The following is a 24,589-nucleotide window of genomic DNA, read 5'->3' on the forward strand; positions in this document are numbered from 1 at the left end:
ATGAAGATTCTCCATGTGCTGGTCGGGTCGGAGTTAGGTGCGCTCGGTCCGGAAATCGCCGAGTACTTGGCGGATGCCGGGCACTACGTCCATCTCCTGGCGGGCGACCCGGTCGGGTCGGACGAGTGGCGGCAGCACTTCACGCACAATGCGAGCGTCGTCGACGAAGACGGCTTGGCGGGTCGGCGGATCGACTGTGTGGTGGGTTTCTCCGGTGCTTTGCGAGGAATCGATGCGCCGGTTCTGGCGCCGGAAATCCGGGCCTTCGGAAAGGCGCCGGCCGTCGACTGCTATCTGCGGACTCCGCGGCAGGAGGCGCTGGTGCAAAGCGCCGCCGTCGTGGGCGCCCCCTCGGTCAACGCGCTGCGCGGCGCGCTGCTGGACGTCTGCATCGACGCCCTGATCCACCTCTCCCGGGAGGGCGCTGAGCAGCTGGAGTTCGTTCCGCGGGACGAGGAACGCCCTCATGACCTGGCCGCCTACCTGGAGATGGCGGCCGCGGCGGAGGATCTCGCCGCCGCGGCGCGGGCGGCGGAACGACACCCGGAGCGCTGCGACCTCGCGGAGCTCATGGGCGGCGAAGCGGGCGAGGGTCTCCCGCCGATGGCGACCCTGCGGTACGAGATTCCGGAGCACCATCGCGCGGCCTTTGACGCGACCCGTCTGGAATGGCTCGGCCTCGCTCTGCAGATGGTGCTGAATTCCCGTAGGGCCGGGCTCTACGGATACGAGCTGCATACCCCGCAGGGGCGCATACGCCGCTATCTGGAGGCGGAACGCGCGCTGCGGGCCGGCGCTCTCGATGAGCGTATCTCCGCGGCCCGCCCGGCCGTCTGCGCCAATCCCTTCTACGATTTCGACGCGGTTTTCGGTGACAGCTGGAATCCGCGGGTCGAGGTGTGCTGGGACGTCCCGCGAGGCGTCGAAGTGGACGGTGGGCGTGCGGGCGCGCTGCTCAGCCTGCGCGCCGACCCCAGCGGCGGGGTGCTGGAGGTCGTGGCTCCGGCGGAGCTGCCGTTCCTCGCCGTGCTGCCGGAGCACCTGGACGGCTTCTTCGGCGCGGTGGACCGGTTCGCCGAGGGAGCCCTCCCCTTCGGGGCGTTGCTGGCGCTGCCGGCCGAGCTGCGCGCGCGGCTCGACGAGGAACGGGTGCGCACCGACGCCCCCTACCGTGACGACCGGCCCATCCACCGGCTGATCGAGGAGCAGGCCGCCCGCCACCCGGACGCGGCCGCGGTCGTCTGCGGCGAGACCACCCTCACCTACCGGGAGTTCAACGCGGCGGCCAACCGGTTCGCCCGGCTGCTGCACGCCCGGTACCGGGTGGCGCCCGGCGATCTGATCGCGCTGTACCTGGACCGCACCGAGAACCTGCTGATCGCGGCCGTCGCGGCGCTCAAACTGGGCTGTGCGTATGTGCCGTTGGACCTGAATTCCCCGCTGCGACGCACGGCGGGCATTCTGGCCGACAGCTCGCCCGTGCTGGTCGTGAGCGACCGGGCGCATGCCGAGCGGCTGGCGGGGAGCAGTGCGGGCGCCTCCGTGGTCGCCATGGACGCCGACGACCTCCTCGCCGTATGGGCGGCGGACGCGGACGCCTCCCTCCCGGGTGAGGACCTCGACACCCCGGTCTCCGCCGACGATCTCGACATCCCCGTCTCGGCCGACGACCTCGCCTATGTCATCTACACCTCGGGCACGACCGGCCGGCCCAAGGGCGTCGCCGTCGAGCACAAGAGCTATGTGAACATCGCCGAGGACATCGGCCGGTGCATCGACTTCCGGCCGGGGGAGCGGATGCTGGCGGTGACCACCATCGCCTTCGACATCTCCACCCTGGAGATCTTCATGCCGCTGCTGCACGGCGGCACGGTGGTCCTGGCCGGCCGCGCCGACCTGCTCGACGTCGGCAAGCTGATCGGCCTGATCGAACAGGGCGTGGCGATCGTGCAGGCGACCCCGTCGCTGTGGCACCTGATCACCCAGAGCCTCGACGGCAAGCGGCTGCCGGTGCGTGCGTTGTGCGGCGGCGAGGCGCTGTCACCGCAGCTCGCCGCTGTGCTGGCGGCCTCCGTCGACGTCTGCTGGAACGTCTACGGGCCCACCGAGACCACTGTCTGGTCCACCCGCCACCTCCTGACGCCCGAAGCGCCCGAGCCGCTGATCGGCCGGCCGGTCGCCAACACCCGCGTCTACGTCCTCGACGAGGAACTGCAGCCGCTTCCGCCGGGCGTGGCCGGTGAGTTGTACATCGGCGGCAGTGGCCTCGCGCGCGGCTACCTGGGCGCGCCGGAGCTGACCGCGAGCAGGTTCCTCACCCCGCCGCAGGCAACGGCCGGCGACGGCCCGTCCGTACCCGAAGAGCGCATCTACCGCACGGGAGACCTGGTCCGCGCGCTGCCGGGCGGCGAGCTCCAGTTCATCGGCCGCAACGACTTCCAGATCAAGCTGCGCGGCCACCGGATCGAACTCGGTGAGATCGAGAGCGCGCTCCAGGCCCACCCCGCGGTCGAGCAGAGCCTGGTCACCGTCCACGAGCCGGCCGCGGCCCAGGGCGACGAGGCGCGCTTCCTGGTCGGTCACTACGTGGCCGCGGAACCGGTGGCGCAGGAGGAGCTCCAGCAGCATCTGGCGGACCGCGTGCCCGACTACATGGTTCCCGCCGTGCTCATCCACCTGGAGAGCATGCCGCTGAACGTCAACGGCAAGATCGACCGCAGCCGGCTTCCGGACCCGTCCGCGTACCTCACCGGCGGCTACCTGGCACCCTCCGGTGAACTGGAGACCCGGCTCTGCGAGATCTGGGACGAGGTGCTCGGCGTCACGGCCAAGGGCGGCCGGGCGGTCGGGGTCACCGATGACTTCTTCGGCTTCGGCGGCAACAGCATCCTCGGCATCAAGCTCGTCAACAAGATCAACAGCGTGCTGGGCTGCGACATCCGCATCCGGGACCTGTTCCGCGAGAAGACGATCCGCAGCCTGGCGCCGCTGGTCGCCGGCAGCCTCGGGGACTTCGCCTACCGCGACTTCGTGCTCGACGGCACCGACACCGCGGCGCTCCACGAACCGTTCCCGCTCACCAACGTCCAGCAGACCTACTACCTGGGCCGGTTCAACAGCTTCGAGCTGAGCAGCGTCTCGACGCACGTCTACAGCGAGTTCCAGTACCGGCACGTCGACCACGCGCGGCTGGAGGAGGCGTACAACCGCCTCATCCGGCGCCACCACGCCCTGCGCACGGTGATCACCGACGGCCAGCAGCGCTTCCTCGCCGAGGACGAGGTCCCCCGCTACCGGATCGCCTTCCACGAACTCCCGGACCAGCAGGCCCTGGAGCGGCTGCGCGGAACCTACTCGCACAAGCTCTACGACCCCGAGGAGTACCCGCTCTTCGACGTCGTCCTCAGCCGCCTCGACGGCATCTACCGCCTGCACATCAGCTTCGACGCGCTCATCATCGACATGGGCAGCTTCGACATCCTCTTCGACGAGTGGGCCCAGCTCTACGCCGACCCGCAACGCTGCCTGCCCGACCTCGGCATCAGCTACCGGGACTACGTGCTGCAGTACGAGCGGGTCCGCGACAGTGCGCTGATGCGCGAGGCCCAGGAGTACTGGGAGGCCAAGGCGGAGGACTACCACCTCGACCTCAGGCTGCCGCTGCGGGCCCGCCCCTCGGACATCGGCAGCCCAGTCTTCCGGCGCAAGAGCAAGGTGATCCCGGCCGCGGTGTGGGACGCGCTGTCGGCCAAGTGCGTGCATTACGGCATCAGCCCGACCGCCCTCGTGGTGGAACTCTTCAGCCGGGTCCTCGGGCAGTGGAGCGGCCAGGACCGGCTGTGCATGAACCTCACGCTCTTCAACCGGCTGCCGCTGCACCCCGACATCAACGGGGTCATCGGCGACTTCACCGTCCTCGAACTCTTCGACTACCGGATCGACCGCGAACTGGGCATCGCCGACAAGCTCCGCCGGACGCATGGCGAACTGCTCCAGGACGTCGACCACAACCTCTTCGACGGCGTCGACTTCCAGCGGCTGCTGAAGACCCACCACTCCATACCCGTCAGCAAGATCGTCGCGCCGGTCGTCCTGACCAGCACCCTGGGCGCCAAGGGCAATGCGAGCATGTTCGAGCTGCCCCTGGACGACGGCTATCTGGGCATCGACCACGCGATCTCGCAGACCCCGCAGGTGTGGCTGGACAACAAGGCGTACGAGACCGACGAGGGCTTCGTCGCCGAGTGGGACTACGTCGAGCAGCTCTTCGACCCCGCGGTCATCGACGCCATGCACGACGGCTACTGCCGGCTCATCGAGCAACTCGCCGCACTGGACTGGGAGACCGGCCGCTTCCCGTCGCTGCCGGTGCCGGCCGAGGACCTGGCGCTGATCGAAGCGGCCAACGCCGCGCACCGGCCGGCCAGCGAGCACACCCTCTTCAGCCTCTACGAAAGCCGGCTGGACGAGGCCGGGCGGCGGCAGAGCACCGCCGTCGTCGATGCGGCCACCGGCCGGACGTACAGCTACGACCGGCTGCACGGCGACTCCGTACGGCTCGCCGGGTCGCTGCTGGATTCCGGCACCCTGCCCGGCCGGCCCGACACCCTCGGCGTCCTCGCCGAGAAGGGCTACCTCCAGGTGGTCACCACGCTCGCGGTGATGAAGGCGGGCTCGGCGTACGTGCCGATGAACGTGGAGTGGCCCGGCGCCCGGATCGGCGAGGTCCTCGAATCGGCCGGTACCCGGACGCTGCTGGTCTCGCGCGGGCAATGGGAGCGCGCGGACGTACGCGCCCTGGAATCGGTGTGCCGTCTGCTGGTGATCGAAGACCTGCTGGAGCGGGAGCCGGTCGCCGGGCCGGCACTGCCCGCGGTGGCCGCGGACGACGTGGCGTACGTGATCTTCACCTCGGGGTCGACCGGACGCCCCAAGGGCGTGACGATCAGCCACCGCGGCGCCGTGAACACCCTGCTCGCGGTGAACGAGCGGTTCGGCGTCTCGGCGTCGGACCGGGTGCTGGCCCTGTCGGAGCTCAGCTTCGACCTGTCGGTGTGGGACCTGTTCGGGACCCTGGCCGCCGGCGGGACCGTCGTCTTCCCGGCACAGGCCGAAACGAAGAACCCGGCGCACTGGGTCGACCTCGTCGAGCGGCACGGGATCTCGGTCTGGAACAGCGTGCCGCAGCTCGCCGGACTCCTCGTCGACCAGGGCGGACGCCTCGACTCCCTGCGGGCCTTCCTGCTCAGTGGCGACTGGATCCCCACCGGTCTGCCCGACCGCATCCGGGCCGTGGCGCCGGACGCGGTGGTGATGAGCCTCGGCGGCGCGACCGAGGGCAGCATCTGGTCGATCTGGTACGAGATCGGACAGGTCGATCCGGGCTGGAGCAGCATCCCGTACGGCGTGGCGATGCCGAACCAGCGGATGTACGTGCTGGACGCCGAGGGCGAGCACTGCCCGGTCGGCGTGATCGGCGAGATCCACATCGGTGGTGCCGGCGTGGCGCTGGGCTACTGGCGCGACGAGGAGCGGACCGCCGAGCGCTATGTCGAGCACCCCCGGCTGGGCCGCCTCTACCGGACCGGTGACCTCGGACGCTGGTCGGGCGCCGGCCACATCGAGTTCATCGGCCGCAACGACTTCCAGGTCAAGCTCAACGGCTACCGCGTGGAACTGGAGGAGATCGCCGCCAAGATGACCCGGCTGCCGGGCGTCGACCGGGCGGTCGCCCGCATCCAGCCCGGCGAGGAGCACGACCGGCTGGTCGGCTACCTCGTCCCGGCCGGTGACCACCGGCCGCTGACCGGGGGCGGCGACCCGGACCTGGACAAGGAGGCGTTCCTGCTGGGTGCGCCCGGGGTGCTGGCGTCCGTCGAGCCCCGGGTCCCCGCGGCCGGCCGGCCGGATCCGGCGGCGTACGTCCGGGCGAAGAGCTACCGGCACTTCCTCGATGCGGCGGTCGACCCGGCGCTGCCGAAGAACCGTTACGCCGAGGTCCTGGCCTCCGCCACGACCCGCCCGGCGGACGGTCCGGACGGCCCGGTCCGTCTCGCCCCCGGCGACTGGGCGCAGCTGCTCAGCGTGCTGACCGCGGTGGAGCTGCCGGACCGGGCGCTGCCGAAGTACCGCTACCCGTCCGCGGGCAGCAGCTACGCGGTGCGTACCTTCCTGCACTGGGCGGGCGAGGGCGAGCACCTCTACCACCACCCCCTGACCGGCGAGCTGTGCGCCCACCGCCTCGACGGCCTCAAGGGGCAGCCCGGGGACGGTGCGGGTGACGGGGTGACGGACGAGCTCCAGCTGGTCGTCCACCGGCCGGCCATCACCCCGCTGTACGGCGACCGGGCGGGCCGGCTGGCGCGGCTGGAGGCCGGGCACATGCTCGCCCTGCTCACCGAGGCCCTGGACACGCGCGGCGTCCCGTACCGGGTGGTGCCGGAGGAGCGCCGGCTGGACGACGAGCACAGCCTGCTCTGCCGCATCGTGCTCGGCGGCGACGGCGTGGGCAGCGACGGCGACGGCATCGGGACCGGCGCCGGTTTCCGGCCCATCCCGCTCCAACTCGCCTGTTTCGTCAGGGAGATGGGCGGCACCGGATACGCCGAAGCGAGGGGTGAGCGGCGCTACGACCCGGACCAGCTGCCCGTCTTCGACCGGACCAGCGACGTCTACGCCATCCTGCGCCGCGCCCGGTGCCTGCTCACCCTGGAGGGCAATCCCGCGGACAGTGGCACCGCCGCCGATCTGTCGGCCGGGTTCCTCTTCCAGCGGCTGAGCGAACGGCTGCGGGCCGACGGACTGGGAACCTGTCCGCTGGGCCTGCGGATCACCGACGGCGGTGTCTACACCATGGCCGTGGGCGCGGTGGACGAGGCGGCGCGCACCGCGCCGGACAGCCCCGCCGAACCGCTGACGCTGACCGCGGCGGTCACCGAGGAACTGGCCCGCGCCCTCCCGGACTACATGCTGCCCAGCGGCTACGCCGTACTGGACGCCCTGCCGCTCAGCGCCAACGGAAAGCTGGCCGCCGACCGGCTCCCGCCCGTCGAGTTCACCGGGGTCCACGTCGAGCCGTCGACCGACCGGGAACGCGCCCTCGCCGCGGCCTGGGCGGAGATCCTCGGCCGCCCCGCCACCGCGCTCAGCGCCAACGACAGCTTCTTCTCCGTCGGGGGCAACTCCCTCGCCGCCATGAAGCTGGTGCGCCTGCTCCAGCGGGACCTGGGGATCGAGCTGAAACTGCGGGACCTCTACCAGAACGACACGATCATCAAGCTTGCGGAGCACATCGGCGCCGCCGAGGTGGTCGCCGACCGCGAAGAAGGAGAGCTGTGAACCCCGAGCTGGAACTGCTGAACGACCTCCGGGCCGCTCGCGTTCTCGTCTGGAACAAGGGCGAGGACCGGCTCGGCTTCTCCTTCCCGCAGGACACCGGCTTCCCGCAGGAGCTCAAGGACCGGGTCAAGGAGGGCAAGCAGCGGCTGCTGCCGCTGCTCGCGCTGAACGGCATCGACTCCGAGGAGCAGGCCCGGCAGGCCACGCACTACAAGCTGCCGGACGACGCCCACGACAGGTCGCTGCACTCCATCCAGAAGGGCATGTACCTGCAGAGCCGCATCGACGAGCTCGGGTACACCTACACCATTCCGCTCTTCGTCGAGCTGACCGGCATCGACGCGGACGCGGCCGAACGCGCGGTGCGTGCGCTGCTCGCCACGGAGCCCGTGCTGCGGATGCGCGTCCACGAGGACCTCTCGTACGAGCTGCTGCCGGCGGACTCGTACGACATCGCCCGCAGCTGGCTCGCCGCGGAGGAGCTGGACGCGCTGCGGGAGGAGCGGGCCCGTACGGCCTTACCGCTGGCCGACGGGCGGCTGATCCGGCCCGAGGTCATCGAGCTCACCGACCGCCCGGCCGTCGTCGTCGGACTGACGCACCATCACATGCTGTCCGACGCCTACTCGATGGAACTGCTCGCCGACCGGCTCGCGGCGCTGCACGAGGCGGCGGACGGCGCGGACGACGCCGCCCGCGAGCCGAACTACTTCGACCTCGCGGCCCAGCAGCAGATCGAGATCGCCCGGCCCGCCTACACCGCACTGCGCGAGCGGCTGGCCGGCCGGCTGGCCGCCGCCGAGAAGCTGCGGCTCAAGCGGCGCCCCGCCCGCGGAGCCGACAACCGGGCCGGGATCCTCGTCCACGAGCTGGCGCCGGAGACCTGCCGGGCCCTGAAGGAGCTCGCCGGAGCACACCGGCTGAGCCTGTACGCCCTGCTGTTCACCGGCCTCTACCACACCCTGGGCAGCTTCGCCGGCGGGCAGCGGGACTTCGCCGTCGGCATCACCGTCGCCAACCGGCCGCCCGCCTTCCAGTCGGCGATCGGCCCGTTCATCAACACCCTCCCGCTGATCCCGGAGTTCCGTGGCGAGGACCGCTTCCTGGACAACGCCCGCCGGGTCAACGACGACGTCATCGAGCTCAACCAGCACCACCAGCTCAACCTGGACATGCTGACCGACGCGCTGCCGGGCGGTGCCGCCGACCTGGCCGATGCGCTGCAGGTCCTCTTCACCATGCACAACTTCACGCAGCCCACCCGGTCCGGCGCCGCCCCCGGCCACCGCGTGCTGCCCTACCGCGACCTCGCGGAGAAGTTCGGCATCTCGGTCATCGCCAAGGAGGACGGCGACCGGGTGACCTTCACCGTCACCTACGCCGAGGCGCGCTACGAACGCGCCTATGTGGAGGGCCTGTTCGCCACCTACCTCAGGGTGCTGCGGGCGGTCGCCGAAGCGGGCGCCGACGCCCCGACCGACGCGCTGGACCTGGTCGGCCCCGAGGGCTTGCGGCAGCTCGCCGAGTGGAACGCCACCGAGCGGGACCACGGGCCAGTACGGACCGCGGTCGAGATGTTCGAGCGGCAGGTGCGGCGCACGCCCGACGCCACCGCCGTCATCCACCGCGACCGGCGGCTGAGCTACCGCGAGCTGAACGAGCGGGCCAACCGCCTGGCCCGCCGGCTCCGCGCCGAACACCAGGTCTCGCCCGGCACCCTGGTGTGTCTGCTCCTGGACCGCAGCGAGCACATGCTGATCTCGGTCCTGGCCGTCATGAAGGCCGGCTGCGCCTATGTGCCCGTCGACCCCGACGCACCCGACGAGCGGCTCCGTTTCCTGCTCTCCGACACCGGCAGCCCGCTGCTGCTCACCGACGAACGGCACCTTTCCCGGTGCACCGACGCCGGGCTGCCGGTACCCGTGGTGTCCGTCGACGGCACCGCCACCGCGGCCGAGCTGGCCCGGCAGGCCGCCGACGACCTCGGACTGCCGCTCACCGGCGCGGACCTCGCCTACGTCATCTACACCTCCGGCACCACCGGCCGGCCCAAGGGCGTGCTGTGCGAGCACGGCGGGCTGGTCAACCGCATCCAGTGGATGAACCGGGCCTTCCCGCTCGGCCCCGACGACCGGGTGCTCCAGAAGACGCCGTACGTCTTCGACGTATCGGTGTGGGAACTGCTGTGGGCCAACTGGTTCGGCGCGGCCGTGGTCTTCGCCGACCCCGGCGACCACAAGGACCCCTACGCCCTGATGAGTCTCGTCGAGCGCGAGCGGATCAGCGTGGTGCACTTCGTGCCGTCCATGTTCGGCGTCTTCCTGGAGGCCCTGGAGACCTCCGCAGGACCCGCGCCGGACGGGCTCGCAAGCCTGCGCTACGTCTTCTGCAGCGGCGAGGAGCTCAAGCCCGAGCAGGTACGCGCCGCACACCGGCTGCTGCCCGCAGCCGCCCTGCACAACCTCTACGGCCCGACCGAGGCGTCCATCGACGTCCTCCATCACCCCTGCACCGGCCCGGCGGGCGACAACGTGCCGATCGGCACGCCCATCGACAACACCCAGGTGTACGTGCTGAACCCGGCCCGCCGGCCGCTGCCCGCGCAGGCGATCGGCGAGCTGTACCTCGGCGGCGCCGGCCTCGCCCGCGGCTATCTCAACCGCCCCGAGCTGACCGCCGAGCGCTTCGTCGACAACCCCTTCGGCACCGGCCGGCTCTACCGCACCGGCGACCTCGTACGACGGCTGCCCGACGGCACCGTCGAATTCCTCGGCCGCAACGACTTCCAGGTCAAGATCCGCGGCTACCGCATCGAACTCGGCGAGATCGAGGCCGCCTTGGCCCGCTGCCCCGGCGTCCGGCAGGGCATCGCCCTGGTGCGCCAGCCCGACCCGCAGCGCCCCGAACACAAGCAGCTGGTCGGCTACTACCTCGCCGACCAGCCGCTCGACGAGGCCGCGCTGCTCCGGTCGCTGCACGCCACCCTGCCGTCCTACATGGTCCCCGGCGCGCTGGTGCACCTGACCGCCGTACCGGTCACCGTCAACGGCAAGCTCGACCGCAAGGCGCTCCCCGACCCCGGGGTGTCCGACGACGGCGCCGCCGAGCGCGTCGCCCCGGCCACCGAGCTGCAGGCGCAGCTGTGCGCGCTGTGGGCGGAGTGCCTCGGCCTCGACGACGGCGAACTGGGCATCCGCGACGATGTGACCCGGCTCGGCATGGACAGCATCGTCGCCATCCGGCTCGCCAGCCGGATGCGCCAGCGGCTCGGGGTCGCGATCGGCGTCCGGGACCTGTTCTCGCTGCCCACGGTCGAGGCGTTCGCGGACTTCGTGGCGCAGCAGCAACAGGCCGCGGCAGGCCCGCACACCGAGGTCCGGACCGAGCAGGGCACGCTCGACGGTGAGCTGGAACTGCTGCCCGTCCAGTCGTGGTTCTTCGCGCAGGACTTCGCCCGCCCCGAGCACTGGAACCAGTCCTTCCTCCTCCGTACGCCCGCCCTGGACCACGACCGGCTGACCGCTGCACTGCGCGCCCTCGTCGCACGGCACGACGCCTTCCGGCTGCGCTACCGCGACACCACCGGCACCGCCCCGGTCCAGCACTACGACCCGGCGGCACCCTTCCCCGGCGTCCACGCGCTCGACGTCCGCGCCCTGCCGGGCGCCGAGGGCAGCCCCGAGTTCACCGCGGCGCTGCACCGCACGCTCACCGACTGGCAGCGCGGTTTCGACCTGACGCACGGGCCGGTCTGCGCCTTGGGCCATCTGCACGGCTACGCCGACGGCAGCAGCCGGGTCTTCTTCGCCCTGCACCACCTGATCACGGACACCGTCAGCTGGCGGATCCTCGCCGACGACCTGCGCACGCTCTACGAGGGCCACGAGCCCGGCGCCAAGGGCACCAGCTTCCGGCAGTGGAGCCGGGCCGTCGCCGAGTACGCCGAGGCGCGGCCGGAACAGCGGGCGTACTGGGACGAGTTGCTGGCCGACTTCCGGCCCGAGGAAACGGACCGGGTGCCCGACGGCCCCGCCCGCGCCGAAGAATTCACCCTCGACGAGCAGCACACCCGCGACCTGCTCGGCGCCGCGCACCACGCGTACCACACCCGCATCGACGATCTCTTGCTGACCGCGCTCGGCCGGGCCCTCGAAACCGTCGACGGCGGCCGCACCCACCACGTCCTGCTCGAAGGCCACGGCCGGGAGGACATCGGCGCCGCGCTCGACGTCAGCGGCACCATGGGCTGGTTCACCACCCTCTACCCGGTCCGGCTGCCCCTGGCGGACGACCTCGGCGCGAGTCTGTGCGCCGTCAAGGAGAGCCTGCGCGCCGTGCCCGACCGGGGCCTCGGCTTCGGCCCGCTGGTCGGCTACCAGGACCGTCCGCTGCCCCGCATCTGGTTCAACTACCTCGGCCAGCTGGACGGCGAGCGGTCCGGTGACGACGACTGGCGGCTGGTCATGGAGGACGCCGGCGAGACCGTGCCGGCGGACAACGCCTCCGGCGCCCTCGTCTCGGTCTTCGCGTACGTCACCGAGGGCCGGCTGCACCTCCGCGTCGACAGCCGGCGGGACGCCGACACCACACGGACGCTGGCCCGCTCCCTCGAAGCGGCCCTCGTCGAGATCATCGGCCACTGCACCGCCCGGCCCGCGGTGCGCTACACCCCCAGCGACTTCCGCGAGGTCACCGGCGAGGCCGACCTGACCGCGCTGCCGCCGGGCGTGGGCGCGGACCCGGCCGGCTGGTTCGACATGACCGAGATCCAGAAGGCGTACCTCGTCGGCCGGCTCGGCAACTACGAGATCGGCAACGTCGCCAACCACGTCTACACCGAGCACCTCTACCGCGAGCTGGACCCCGCCCGCCTCGAGGAGTCGGTGAACCGGCTCATCGCCGAATGCGACGTGCTGCGCACCGTCTTCAGCTACGAACGGCTCCAGCAGCGCGTCCTCGACGCCGCCGAGGTCCCGCGCTTCCGCGTCCCGGTCCACGACCTCACCGCACACGACTACGACCCGGCGCTGCTCAGCGAGGTCCGGGAACGGCTCTCCCACCAGCTGTACGACCCGGAGCGCTGCCCGCTGTTCAGCTTCGAGGTGAGCCGCTTCCGCGACCGCAGCGTGCTGCACATCAGCTGGGACCTGATCATCCTCGACGTGCAGAGCAGGCTCGCCGTCCTGCGCCGCCTCGACGACATCTACCGCGGCACCGACCGGCGGCCGGAACTGCCCCGGGCGAGTTTCAAGGACTACCAGGACTACACCGGCCTGCTGAAGAACTCCGCCTGGTACGAGGCGGACCGCGCCTACTGGCAACGCAAGCTGCCCGGCCTCCCGCTGCGCTGCACCCTGCCGTTCCGCCAGTCGCCCGACACCGTCGACCACCCGCGCTTCGGCGAGCACACCCGCCATGTCGCGCCCGAGGTGTGGGAGCGGTTCAAGGAGCAGGCGCGCCGGCACGGGGTGTCCACGTCCTCGGCCCTGCTGAGCCTCTTCGGCAGCGTGATCTCGTACTTCTCCGGTGCCGCGGAATTCCCGCTCACCCTCACCCTGTTCAACCGCTACCCCGTCCTGGACGGCACCGAGTCCCTGCTCGGCAACTTCACCTCCACCGTGCTCTTCCACTTCGCGGACCGGGGCGCCGACATCGAGGAACTCACCCGGCGCACCCACGACGTGCTGTGGGAGGACATCAGCCACGCGCTCTACTCCGGCGTGGAGGTCCAGCGCGACCTGAGCAAGCTGCACGGCCTGGACACCACCAAGGCCGTCTCCCCGATCGTCTTCACCGGCGTCGTCGGCAACGAGACCCGGGACTTCGAACGCGGCGCGTACCTGGACGACAGCGAGCTGGTCGAGGGCCGTCACTGGAGCGCACAGACCTCCCAGGCCTGGATCGACCTCCAGGCCATCGAGGTCGCGGGCGGCTTCATGAGCAAATGGCTCTACGTCGAGCAGCTCTTCGACGAGGCCACCATCGACCACCTCAACGCCCTGTACTGCCTGCTCATCGAGCGTCTGGCGGACGGTGACTGGGCGGCCGGCCTGCCCCGCGACGCCTATCTTCCGGACGCCGACCGGGCCCTCATCGAGGCCGCCAACGCAGCCGGCGCCGCACCGGACGAGCGCACCCTCTTCGGCCTGTACGAGGACCGGTACCGCACCGCGGGCCGGCCCGAGGCGCCCGCCGTCATCGACACCGGCACCGGCCTCACCCACACCTACGGCGAGCTGACCGAGCACACCCACACCCTCGCCGCGCGGCTCCTCGCCGAACTCGGCCGGACCTCCGGCGAGCGACTGGTCGGCGTGCTCGCGGAGAAGGGCTACGGCCAGGTGCTGGCCACCACAGCGGTGATGAAGGCCGGGCTCGGCTACCTGCCGCTGCACGTCGACTGGCCGGCCGGCCGGATCACGGAGATCCTCGACCAAGCCGCGGTGCGCACGCTGCTGGTCTCCCGCGCGCAGCACGAACGGGCCGACGTACGCGCCCTGGACGCCCGCTTGCTGGTCATCGAGGACCTGCTCGACCAGGGACCGGACCCGGCGGCCACCCTGCCGGAGGTGCACCCCGACGACGTCGCCTACGTCATCTTCACCTCCGGATCCACCGGCCGCCCCAAGGGCGTGACGATCAGCCACCGCGGAGCCGTCAACACCGTCCTGGCCGTCAACGACCGCTTCGGCATCACCGCCGAGGACCGCGTCCTGGCACTGTCCGAGCTGAGCTTCGACCTGTCGGTCTGGGACCTCTTCGGCACCCTCGCGGCCGGCGGCACCATCGTCTTCCCCGCCCAGGAGGAGACCAAGAACCCCGCGCACTGGGCCGAGTTGGTGGCCCGGCACCGGGTCTCGGTGTGGAACAGCGTGCCGCAGCTCGCCGGACTCCTCGTCGACGAAGGCGGCCGACTGGACACCCTGCGCGCCTTCCTGCTCAGCGGCGACTGGATCCCCACCGGCCTGCCGGACCGCATCCGCGCGCTGGCCCCCGAGGCGGTCGTGATGAGCCTGGGCGGCGCCACCGAGGGCAGCATCTGGTCCATCTGGTACGGCATCGACGAGGTCGACCCGTCCTGGAGCAGCATCCCCTACGGCGTGGCCATGCCCAACCAGCGCATGTACGTCCTCAACGACCAGGGCGAACACTGCCCGGTCGGCGTCATCGGCGAGATCCACATCGGCGGCGCGGGCGTCGCCCTCGGATACTGGCGGGACGAGGAACTCACCGCCCAGCGGTACGTCGAACACCCCACCCTGGGCCGGCTCTACCGCACCGGCGACCTCGGACGCTGGTCCCGCGCGGGCCACATGGAATTCATCGGCCGCAACGACTTCCAGGTCAAGCTCAACGGCTACCGGGTGGAACTCGGCGAGATCGAGAGCGTCCTCACCCAGGACCCGCGGATCTCGCAGAGCGTCGTCCTGGTCAAGGAGGACGACACCGGCGCCGGCCGCCCGCGCCAGACCCTCGTCGGCTACTACGTCGCCGAGACCGCCCTCGACCCCGCCCGACTGCGCGAACGGCTCTCCGCGAGCCTGCCGGAGTACATGGTCCCGGACGTGCTGCTGCACCTGTCCGAGCTGCCGCTGAGCCCCAACGGCAAGCTGGACCGCGGCGCGCTGCCCGCACCCGAGGCAGCGGCCGCAGCCGACCACGTACCACCGCGCACCGACCGCGAACGGGAGCTGCGGGACGCCTGGGCCGAGGTGCTGGGCATCCCGGCCGAGCGGCTCGGCATCACCGACGACCTGATGCGGCTCGGCATGGACAGCATCATCGCCATCCGCCTGGTCAGCCGCCTGCGCAAGCAGTTCGGCATCCAGGCCCAGGTGCGCGACCTGTTCACCCACCGCACCGTGGAACGGTTCCACGACCGGGTCGTGGCCACCGCCGGCGCGCCCGCCGGACCGGCCGTACGGGCCGAACAGGGCGTGCTCGACGGGGAGGTACCGCTGCTGCCCGTCCAGTCGTGGTTCTTCGCCCAGGACCTGGCCCGGCCGGGGCACTGGAACCAGTCCTTCCTGATCCGCACCCCGGAACTGGACCTGCCGCGTCTGGAGGCCTGCCTGCGGTCCCTGGTCGACCACCACGACGCCTTCCGGCTGCGCCACGACACGACCGGCACCGACGGACCGCGGCAGCACTACGACCCCATCGCCCCGTTCCCGGCCGTGCACGTGCTCGACGTGCGCGAACTGCCGGGCGGCGAGGGCACACCGGAATTCGACGAGGCGCTGCACCGCACGCTGACCGACTGGCAGGCCGGCTTCGACCCGGCGGCCGGACCGGCGTACGGCTTCGGCTACCTGCACGGCTACGCCGACGGCAGCAGCCGGGTCTTCCTCGCCCTGCACCACCTGCTCGTCGACACCGTCAGCTGGCGGGTCCTCGCCGAGGACCTCCGCACCCTGTACGAGGGCGGAGAACTCGGCCCCAAGGGCACCAGCTACCGCCAGTGGGCCGAGGCCGTGACCGCACACGCCGAGCGGAACACCGACGAGCGGACCCACTGGGAGGAGGTGCTCGCCGATCTCGGCGACCAGCCCGTCCTCCAGGACACCGGCGTCCCGGTCGAAACCGGGCTCACGCTCGACGAGGAGCGCACCGCACAGCTGCTCGACGACTGTCAGCGCACGTACCGCACCCGCGTGGACGAGTTCCTGCTCGCCGCCTTCGCCCAGGCGCTGTCCGACCTGACCGGCCGGACCGTCAGCCACCTGATGGTCGAGGGGCACGGCCGCGAGGAACTGGACGAGGCGATGGACATCAGCCGCACGCTCGGCTGGTTCACCACCCTCTACCCGGTGCGGCTGACCACGACCGACGAACCGGCCGCCGCCCTGACCTCGGTCAAGGAGAGCCTCCGGGCGGTACCCGGGAAGGGCCTCGGCTACGGTCCGCTGCTCGGCTACCACCGGGCACTGCCCCGCGCCTGCTTCAACTACCTCGGCCGGCTCGACACCGCCGGCGACAGCCTCTGGGAGCCCAACGGCGAACCGGCCGGTGCCTGGTCGCACCCGGACAACCTGCTGCCGTACACGATCAGTGCCGTCGGCATGGTCAGCGACGGACGGCTGCGGTTCACCCTCCACTCCCGGCTGCCGCACGAGGACGCCCAGCGGCTGGCCCGGGCGTTCGCCCAGCGACTGGACGACCTGGTCGAGGCGACGGCGCACAGCCCGCGCAGCTACCTGACGCCCAGTGACATCGACGGGCTGCTGCCGCAGGAGCACCTGGACCGGCTGCAGGAACACGGCGAGATCGACGGCGTCTTCGCCGCCACCGGCCTCCAGCAGGGCTTCATCCACCACGCCCTCACCCAGGGCGACGTCGACGACGCCTACCGCGTCCAGGCGGTCTGGGACTACGCGGCGGAGATCGACCCCGCCCTCTACCGCGCGGCCTGGACCCGCACGCAGCAGGCGTTCAGCGCGCTGCGGCTGCGCTTCGACTGGCGCCACGACATGGTCCAGGTCGTCGACCGGGAATCCCGGCTGACCTGGGAGTACGTCGACCTCAGCGACCACGAGGACCCCGACGCGGCGTTCGCCGCACTGCTCGCGCGCGACCGCGGCACCCCCTACGACCTGGGCGTCAGCGGACTCTTCCGGGTCCACCTCGTCAAGCGGGCCGCCGAGCACTTCACCTGCGTCCTCAACACCCACCACGCCATCCTCGACGGCTGGAGCAGCCCCCTGCTGCTGCAGGCGCTGCACACCTGCTACCTCGCGCTGCGCGCCGGTGAGCCGGCCGTCCTCCCGGCGGAGAACTACGCCGAGATCCAGCGCCATCTGCACCGGCACGCCGCCGACCACCAGGCGTTCTGGCGGCACTATGTGGCCGGCCTGGAGAACGGCTGCGACCTCGGCGGACTGCTGAACACCGGCTCCCGCCACGTCGACCTCGGCACGTACAAACACCTGCTCCGCCAGGAGCAGCGGACCCTGCCGCTGCGCCCGGAACTGCTCTCGGCACTGCGGTCCGTGGCCCAGCAGCACGGGGTCACCACCAATGCCGTGCTGCAGTACGCCTGGCACAAGGTGCTGAGCGTCTACGGCCACTGCGACACCACCGTCGTGGGCACCGTCCTCGCCGGCCGCGACCTCCCGGTCGAGGGCATCGACACCTCGGTCGGCCTCTACCTCTCCACCGTGCCGCTGATCGCCCGCCACGACACCGGCGCCGACAGCCTGATCGAGGAGGTCCAGCGGCTGCAGGAGGACATCCACGAGATCGGCCGGCGGCCCGTCGTGGACCTCGCGGCCCTCCAGTCGGGCGGCCGCCGGCTCTTCGACAGCCTCTTCATCTACGAGAACTACCCGGCGGTCAGCGAGACCGAGCACGAGCGGCTGCTGCGCCCCCGGTTCGTCTCCCGGCACCAGAAGCGCGACTACCCGCTGGTCGTCTCCGTGACCGAACAGGACGACGAGGTCGTGCTCACCCTCGACCACGCCGGTGAACTCTTCGCGCCCGGAACCGCCGAACGGCTGCTGGCCGGCGTCGAGTCGGTGCTCAAGCGCTTCACGGACGCCCCGGACAGCTCCCCGGCGGACCTCGCACCGGCCGGCGACGCCGACCTGGAACGCCAGCGGCAGTGGAACGACACCGGCACGGCGGAGCCCGCCGAGCCCGTCATCCACCGCGCCTTCGAGGCCCAGGCCGCCCGTACGCCCGACGCCCCGGCCCTCCACCACGACGGCCGCACGCTCAGCTACGCGCAGCTCAACGCGGCCGCCAACCGGCTGGCCAGGGTGGCCCGCCGACAGGTGGCGACCGCACCGGAGGAGCCCGTGCTGCTCCTGCTCGACCGCGGCGCCGACACCGTCGTCGGCCTGCTCGCGACGCTGAAGATGGGCGCGGCCTACGTACCGCTGGACCCCGGCTACCCGGACGAGCGCACCACCCGCATCGTCGAGAGCTGCGGCGCCAGGCTGCTGCTCACCCACTCCCGGCACCGGGAACGGGTCCGGGCGCGCTGGCCCCACCTGACCGTGCTCGCCCTGGACGACCCGCAGACCCTCGCCGACCGCGCCGCGGAAGGCGCCGGCAACCTGGACCTGCCGGTCGCCGCGGACGCCCTGGCGTATGTGCTCTTCACCTCCGGCACCACCGGGCAGCCCAAGGGCGTGATGGTCGAACACCACGCGTACACCGCGACGATGGCGGCCATGCGGGACCGGCACTTCCCCGGCGCCGGCCCGCTGCACACCTTCAGCATGACCAACTACGTCTTCGACATCTTCGGCCTCGAATACGGGCTGACGCTGCTCGGCGGCGGCAGCATGGCGGTCGGTGACCATCTCTTCGCGGAACTGGACTGCTCGGCGTACGACTTCGTGCAGCTGACGCCCAGCCTGCTGGAGATGAAGCTGGACGCGCTGCGCGGCCTCGACCGGACCCGGCTGCTCGTCGGCGGCGAGAAGCTCGAACGGCACCTGCTGCACGCCGCGTTGGCGCGCTGCCCCCGGGTGGTGAACGTCTACGGCCCGACCGAGACCACCATCTGGTCCACCTCCCGCGAGTACCTCGCCGAGGCCGAGGACCGCCCGGAGGTGACCATCGGCCGCGCCCTGCCGAACGAGCGGGCACACGTCCTGGACACCCGGCTGCGGCCGCTGCCGGTGGGCGCGACGGGTGAGCTGTACCTGAGCGGCGACGGGCTCGCCCGCGGCTACTTCCGCGACCCCGAACTGACCGCGGCGCGCTTCGTCGAGAGCCCGCTGCACGGCCGGCTGTACCGCACCGGTGACCTGGCCCGCTGGCTGGACGACGGCGAGCTGGAGTTCGTCGGCCGCATCGACACCCAGGTCAAACTGCGCGGCCACCGCATCGAGCTGGGAGAGGTGGAGAGCGCGCTCGCAGCCTTCCCCGGAGTGCGGCAGAGCGCGGCGATCGTCGGGACCCTGGACGGCGGCCCGGACACCTCGGCCGGCGACCGGAGCCTGATCGGCTACTACGTCGCGGACACCGCCCTCGACGAACCGGCGCTCCGGGCCCACCTGGCCGGGCTGCTCCCGGAGCACATGCGGCCCGCCGCGCTGGTGCACCTGACCGCCCTGCCGCTGTCCTTCAGCGGCAAGCTGGACGTCAAGGCGCTGCCGCGGCCCGCCCGCCGCGACGCCGGCCGGCCGGTCGCCCCGAAGGGGGAGACCGAGCGGCTGCTCGCCCGGCTCTGGTGCGAGGTGCTCGGCGTGGACGGGATCGGCGTCCACGAGCGGTTCTTCGAGGCCGGCGGCAACTCCATCCTGCTCACCAAGCTGCACGCCCGGCTGCCGGAGGACATCCGGCGGACGCTGAGCCTCACCGACATGTTCGCGTACCCGACCATCGCCGCGCTCGCCGCGCACCTCGACGGGCCGCGCGACGGCGAGGCCCGGCCGGACCGCGCACCGGCCACGCGCGGCACCGCGGAGCCCGGCGGGCAGGACATCGCCGTCATCGGCATGGCCGGCCGGTTCCCGGACGCCGACACCCTGGAGGAGTACTGGCGCAACCTGACGGCCGGTCATGAATCGGTCGTCCGCTACAGCCGGGAAGAGCTGCTGGCCGCCGGCGTACCGGAGGCCGAGCTCGACCAGCCCGGATACGTCCGGGCACAGAGCCGGCTGCGGGACATCGCCTCCTTCGACGCGGAGTTCTTCGGCTACTCCCGCCGAGAGGCCGAGACCATGGACCCGCAGCACCGGGTCTTCCTGGAGTGCGCCTGGCACGCCCTGGAGGACGCGCACTGCGACCCGTACACCTACGAGGGCGACATCGGCCTCTACGCGGGCGCGGGCCAGAACGACTACGCCCTTGACCACGTCCTGCCGGGCCTGGAGGGCGCCGACCTGGCCACCCGCTACCAGGCGATGATCAACAACCAGGCGAACTTCCTGTGCACCAAGGTCGCCTACAAGCTCAACCTGACCGGGCCCGCGGTGACCGTGCAGACCGCCTGCTCGACCTCGCTGGTCGCCGTCCACCAGGCGTGCACCGCGCTGCTGGCCGGGGACTGCGACATCGCCATGGCCGGCGGCGTCTCGATCGGCAAACTGGGCACCGAGGGCTACGTCCACCAGGACGGCATGGTGTTCTCCCCGGACGGTTCCTGCCGCGCCTTCGACGAGGCCGCACAGGGCACCGTCGAGGGGCAGGGCGTCGGCATCGTCGTCCTGAAGCGCCTCGACCGGGCGATCGCCGACAACGACCCGATCCGCGCCGTCATCAAGGCCACGGCCATCAACAACGACGGCCGGCAGAAGATCGGCTACACCGCGCCCAGCCGGCAGCGGCAGGCCGCGGTGATCCGCACTGCCCACCGGAAGGCCGGCATCGATCCGTCGACCATCGGCTACCTCGAGGCCCACGGCACCGGCACCGCCCTCGGCGACCCCATCGAGGTCGCCGCGCTGCACGAGGCGTTCGCCGAGGCCGACGTGCCCGCGCAGCGGATCGCGCTGGGTTCGGTGAAGACCAACATCGGCCACCTCGACGTCGCCTCCGGCATCGCCGGGCTGATCAAGGCCGTGCTGTGCCTGGAACACCGCACCCTGGTCCCCACGCTGCACCACACCACCCCCAACCCCCGCCTGGAGCTGGAGAAGGGCCCCTTCTACGTCCACACCGCCTGTACGCCGTGGACCAGCGAGCACCCCGTGCTGCGGGCCGGCGTCAGCTCCTTCGGGATCGGCGGCACCAACGCCCATGTGGTCCTGGAAGAGGCACCGGCTGCCGCGGCGGCCACCGAGCCGCCCGCCCGCTCGCAGCAGCTGCTGATGCTGTCGGCGCACTCCCCGGACGCACTGGCGCAGCGGTCCCGGGACCTGGCGGACCACCTGACCGCCCACCCCGACGTCCCGCTCGACCGGCTCGCGTACACCCTGCACACCGCCCGGCACCGCTTCCGGCACCACCGGGTCGTCGTCGGCGACAGCCGGACCGACCTGGCCGGCAAGCTCGCCACGGAGGAGCGCGAGCCGATCACCTGGCAGGAGGGGCGCCCGGCGGTGTTCCTCTTCCCCGGCCAGGGGTCCCAGTACCAGGAGATGGGACGGGCGCTCTACGACAGCGAACCGGGCTTCCGGGCCGAGGTGGACCGCTGCCTGGAGATCCTCCGGCCGCGCCTCCCCGAAGGCGTCGACGAGGCCGATCTGCTGGGCCGCACCGCGCGCGTGGGGGACACCCGCTACACCCATCCCGCGCTGTTCATCGTGGAATACGCGCTGGCCCGCTGGTTCACCGGCCTCGGCGTCCGGCCGGCCGCGATGATCGGGCACAGCCTGGGCGAGTACGTCGCGGCCTGCCTGGCCGGGGTGTTCTCGCTGGAGGACGCGCTGACCCTGATCCTGGAGCGCGGCCGCCTGCTCGCCGGCACCGGGCCCGGGGCGATGCTCGCGGTCCCGTTGCCCGCCGAGCGGATCCGGCCCGTGGCGCACCGGCACGGCCTTGACCTCGCCACGGTCAACGACGCCATGAGCTGTGTGGTCTCCGGCCCGCCCGAGGGCATCGAGGCGCTGACCGCCGAGCTGGCCGCCGACGGGGTCACCGGCCGCCGGGTCGCGGTGTCGCACGCCTTCCACTCCCGGCTGCTCGACCCCGTACTGGACGAGTTCGCCGCCGTGCTGGCACGCACCGAACTCCGCACGCCCACCGTCCCGTTCCTGTCCAACCTGACCGGTGACTGGGCCGACCCCGACCGGGTGACCCGCCCCGAGTACTGGACGGCGCAGCTGCGCGGCACGGTGGAGTTCCACCGCGGGCTCACCACCCTGTACGGGGACGCGCGTACCCGGGGCGCCGTCCTGCTGGAGCTGGGCCCCGGCGGGATCCTGACCCGGTCGGCGCGCGGCCACGAGGCGCGCACCGACCACCTGGTGGTCCCGGCCATGCCACGGGCCGCCCGGGCCGCCGAGGAACCGGCCACCGCGCTGACGGCCCTGGGCACGGCCTGGGCCGCGGGCGTCGACATCGACGCGGCAGCGTTCCATGGCCTGACCGACCGCGACCGGGTGCGGCTGCCGGGCTACGCCTTCCAGCGGCACGAGCACTGGATCGACCGCACCGGCAGGGCCGCTGTCACCCCGACGCGGGCCACCCCGGCCGAGGCGCCGCCGGCGGCGGAAGAACCGTCCGTCGTGGTCGCGGAGGACGAGGTGAGCACCGTCGTCGCGGAGGCCTGGCGCGCCGTCCTGGGCGTCCGGGACGTCCGGCCCGACGACGACTTCTTCGCCCGCGGCGGGGACTCGCTGGCCGCCGTGCAGCTCGTCGCCCGTATCCGCCAACGCACCGGCATCCGCCTGGAGTTCATGGCCCTCGAACGGCACACCCCCGAGGCCGTCGCGGAGCACCTGGCGGCACACCTGGCGAACCGGTACGCCCCCGCGGCCGCCCCGTCGGTCGTCGTCGTCAAGAAGGGCGAGCCGCAGTCCCGGCCGCCTCTGGTGCTGGTCCACCCGATCGGCGGCGACGTGTACTTCTACCGGGAGCTGGCCGGCTGCCTGCCGGACGACCAGCCGGTGTACGCACTCCGCTCGCCCATGCTGGACGGCACCGCGGAGCTCACCACCATCGAGGAGATGGCCGAGCACTATCTGGAGCAGCTCAGGGAGTTCGGGCTCACGGCCCCGTTCCGGCTCGGCGGCTCCTCGTTCGGCGGCATCGTCGCGTACGAAATGGCCCAGCTGCTCGACGCGCGCGACGGGTACCGGCCCGAGGTGGTGCTGATCGACAGCCCCGCCCAGGGCAACCTGCCCGCCGAGATGTCCGGCGAGGACATCCTCGCCTACCTGTTCCGCTACGGCCTGGCGCGACTGGACTTCCCGATGGCCGAGCTCGAAGCGCTGCCCACCCTCGACGAGAAGATCGCCTACGTCGCCGACAGAGCCCGCGGCACCGAATTCGAGGACATGCTCTCGGCCGAGTTCCTGCCCCGCTACCTGCGCACCTGGCAGCGGCACGGCCGGGCCATGCACGCCTACGTCCCGCGCCCCTACGCCGGCGACCTCGTGTACTTCGCGCACCAGGAGGAGATCCCGGAGTTCCCCGAGGGCCAGGCGCGGCACTGGCGGCGGCTGGCCGCCGGCGGCTGGACCGAGGTCCCGGTGCCCGGAAACCACCTCAGCATGAACGGGCTGCCGCACATCGCGACGGTCGGCGCCCACCTCGCAACGACCCAGGGAGAAGACGGTGAGTGAGCAGACGAACGGGGCACTGTGCGCCGTCCCCGGCGGCCGGATCCGCTACGAGATCCTCAACCCCGACGCACCCGGCACGCCGGTCGTGACCGTCCACGGCGGCCCCGGCACCCCGCACGACTACCTGCGCCCGCTGGCCGACCTGCTGCCGGGCCACCCCGTGGTCGTCTACGACCAGCTGGGCTGCGGCCGCTCCGAGCGGCCGGCCGACCCGTCGCTGTGGCGGCTGGACCGCTTCGTCGACGAACTGGCCGCCCTCCTGGCGGAGTTGGACCTGCCGCGGTTCCATCTTCTCGGCCACTCCTTCGGCACGATGATCGCCGGGGAGTACGCCCTGCGGGGCGGTCCGCACCGCCCCGAGTGGCTCGTGCTGGTCTCCCCGGTGCTCAGCGTCCGCAAGTACGAGGACGACATGCGGCAGCTGCTTTTCCGGCTGCCGCCGGACACCGCCCAGGCACTCACCGACGCCCTGCGCACGGGCCGGTACGACACACCGGAATACGTCGATGCCGCGATGGTCTTCGCCGAGCGGCACATGTGCCGCACCGAATGGCCGGACACCCTGCTGGACGCCACCATGGACACCGCCGCGGCGGTACGCGACACCATGTGGGGCCGGACCGAGTTCCAGATCACCGGCAATCTGCGGTCCTACAGCTGCACCGACCGGCTGGGCGGCCTGTCGGCCGACACGCTCATCATCTGCGGCGAGCACGACTTCGTACCGCCGCGGGCCGGCCAGGCGTACGCCCGGGCGATACCGGGCGCGGACACCGCGGTCATCGCGGGCGCTTCGCACATGCCCCATCTGGAGGCCCCCGAGCTGTTCGCCAAGGAACTGCTGGCCCGCATCGACGCAGGTCATAAATGAGTTGCACCCTCCGACCACGCCCATACGATGGGCGTGACGACAGCCTTGACGCAGAAGGGGACACGTTGCAGCCGGCATTACGTGCCGCAGGTGGTGAACGGGCGAGCCGACGGCCTCTCAACGCCCACGCCACCTGGTGGCCTTTGGTCCGAAGACCATAGCCGCACCGCAGAGCCTGCCGACCCCGGCACGGCTCTGC

General features: G+C 71.8%; 3 protein-coding genes. All 3 read left to right on the forward strand.

All coding sequences use genetic code 11. The features are described from left to right. From ACZ7MX_RS34655 to ACZ7MX_RS34665, 3 genes are read left to right on the forward strand one after another with little or no spacing between them, the layout of a single operon-like run. Complete coding sequence (locus ACZ7MX_RS34655) at positions 1-7,338, forward strand: amino acid adenylation domain-containing protein (protein ID WP_472138038.1); 7,338 nt, start codon at positions 1-3, stop codon at positions 7,336-7,338. Further along, positions 7,335-23,519, forward strand: coding sequence for an amino acid adenylation domain-containing protein (locus ACZ7MX_RS34660; RefSeq protein WP_472138040.1), 16,185 nt, complete (start codon positions 7,335-7,337; stop codon positions 23,517-23,519). The genes ACZ7MX_RS34655 and ACZ7MX_RS34660 overlap by 4 nt, the downstream gene beginning before the upstream one ends. Further along, complete coding sequence (locus tag ACZ7MX_RS34665; protein WP_472138042.1) at positions 23,512-24,390, forward strand: proline iminopeptidase-family hydrolase; 879 nt, start codon at positions 23,512-23,514, stop codon at positions 24,388-24,390. The genes ACZ7MX_RS34660 and ACZ7MX_RS34665 overlap by 8 nt, the downstream gene beginning before the upstream one ends. Positions 24,391-24,589: the final 199 nt, after the last annotated feature.

The sequence above is a fragment of the Streptomyces sp. NPDC107765 genome (genome assembly GCF_055657085.1).

Coding starts and splice junctions, on each gene's coding strand:
- ACZ7MX_RS34655 (WP_472138038.1), top strand. CDS start 1: ATGAAGATTCTCCATGTGCTGGTCGGGTCGGAGTTAGGTGCGCTCGGT.